Genomic DNA, 2,313 nt, shown 5'->3' on the forward strand with positions numbered 1-2,313 from the left:
CCACGCTGGCTTCACGTAGTGAATCCCCTCATGATGGGATTTGTGCAACAAAGCCTCAGGGAGGCGCTTTTCAAGCGACGGCTGTAGCCCTTACAATCGTTTGCACCCTTGCTTTTAGCAACATGCCGCTGATGGAAATGTGCTTTTTTGGCTGAAGGGGTGAAGTGATGCACTGAATTTTGATTTATCTTGCATCTAGACTCTTATATATGGCCCACAAAAGGCGCTGTGTTGAGGAGTTTCGTGCATTTTTGGCTGTCGGCACGGTAGAGCTGATAGAAAAACTTTCTTGTAAAGAGACTTGATCGACCAATTATTGGCCTGATGAAATTGCCAACGCACTTGCCGATCGTGTGGAATGTTTCCCGAAAACTTACCTGTGTAGTTTGAGCGCTTCCCACAAGTGTCGCTATGGAGGCTTAATTACGTGCGAAGTTCGAGCAAGTTTGGCGAGAAGCTGTCACTCTAACTCGGGCCTGCAAAGCGGAATACTTGCAATTTACTATCCAAAGCCGGATTTTTCAAGTGGATGAAATAGCATTCAAATAATTTCTAAGACTAGAAAGGAGTTTTAATATTCTTTAATTGAAGTATCTATATGGCACTCGATAGTTAGAAACTAGCCGCGTGGCGACAGTTGTTTTTCTGCGCTCTGGCCCGACATGAGATACACGTCTTTGATCAGATTTTTACCTCCATATGCGACTATATTGTTATCTTTCGTCATGACTGTAGTGGCACTACCTGCATTTTCCTTGGAAATTGAAAGTAGTTACGATGCACTTCACGCGCCCGATACAACGATTGAGGGATTGCATCGGTTCTATGTTGGTGTGCCGTTGGATGATGGGCTGAGCTTCGGGCAAACGCTTTATTCAGGGGCGTATGGTGATGGTGGAGGAGCGTTCTTCTGGGGATTTGAGGGAGTTAAGCGTTTAGCAATCTCGCCCAGCTTGGGGGTTGCTATCTCTGGATTTTTGGGAGGCGGTGGTGGGGCTGCCCAAGTGGTCGGTGATGGTACAATGTGGCGTCTTGGTGTTGTAGGTGAATATGCGGTGACACATCATTGGAGCCTGCAGGCAGGGGTATCCCGGTTGCAAGTAAACGGAGCAAAACTCGATGGTTGGGCAACTACTTTGGGTTTGCGGTATGCGCCGTCCGCCAAAACAACGGAAAACGGCCGCAATGACATGGGTTTATCATCAGCTGCGTTTAGGGTGACACAGTATGCATTTCCTGATGTGCCAGCGCGATCCGGAACACCGCAAGAGGATCTGAAGCTTATGGGGGCTGAGGCCCGCTTTGACATCGCTAAAGGTGTGGAGGCCTTTCTCGGTGCGGATGGCGCGGTGGCGGGCGGTGACGGTTATATGCAGGTATTAAGTGGACTGAGGAAACGTTTCCCGATAGGTCGAGCTTCGGTATTTGGCCAAGCTTCCGTGGGGTTCGGTGGAGGTGGAGATGTCGACACCGGCGGCGGATTTATTGCCGGTGCTGCTGCTGGGATTGCACTGCCTATCGCTGAAAAATTTGATCTCGAATTAGCACATGGTGTTCTCACTGCCTTGGATACGTCTGCTAAAGGTCATGGTTCACAGATCAGCATTTCGCGTGTTTTGGGGCGGAAGGTGACTGATCGACAAAAGAGTGCGGCACAGCGTTGGCAGGTTAGCCTCGGGCTGTCTGTCCAGCCGCCGAATGACACGTATATGAAGGCACGCAGTCATGATGACATCCTGCCGATCATGCAAGAAAGCTCAATTGACCTGTTTTTGGGTGAAAAAACGTATTTGACAGGCAATGCTCAGACGACTGTATCTGGTGGGGTTGCTGGGTATGCTGTGGGTTTGTTGGGGGCCGGGCATGAATTGGATTTGGGTGAAAAGTGGCGGTTGTCTATCGAAGGTCATGTTGGCGCTGCCGGCGGAGGCGGTGTGGACGTGGGCAGAGGAGTTGTAGCAGGCGTTCGGGGCGAGATTGATTATTTGTTAAGCGACAGCAACGCGCTTTCTATGGGCTTGGGGCTGCTGAAGTCGTTCGATGGTGGGCTGAGCGTGCCTATTGTCCAAATTGGGTTCAAACATCGCTTTGCGACGCGGTAGTCGGTACGCGCAGTGCTGACGTGTCGGTACTCGGCTGCTGAGAAGTGAAGAACCGAAAACCAGCCTTGGTGGAGATGTGGCTCGGGTAACGGAAGCGCTTATTAAGACGCCAGTTTCTGACATACTTGTGTCAATTAACGCATATTGAGTGACACTGTAAGCGGTGTTTCCGCCCCACACTTACGGCATAGTGCGTGATCTGCGATTCAGA

General features: G+C 50.5%; 1 protein-coding gene. It reads left to right on the forward strand.

Going from position 1 to position 2,313, the window contains the following annotated elements; genetic code table 11:
• Nucleotides 1–710 precede the first annotated feature (710 nt).
• Nucleotides 711–2,102 (forward strand): hypothetical protein, encoded by a 1,392-nt coding sequence (locus THS5294_RS06375; RefSeq protein WP_133244358.1) that lies wholly within the window; start codon nucleotides 711–713, stop codon nucleotides 2,100–2,102.
• The last annotated feature ends 211 nt before the right edge of the window (nucleotides 2,103–2,313 follow it).

Origin of the sequence: Thalassobacter stenotrophicus (assembly GCF_001458315.1) — a bacterium.
GTDB lineage: Bacteria > Pseudomonadota > Alphaproteobacteria > Rhodobacterales > Rhodobacteraceae > Thalassobacter > Thalassobacter stenotrophicus.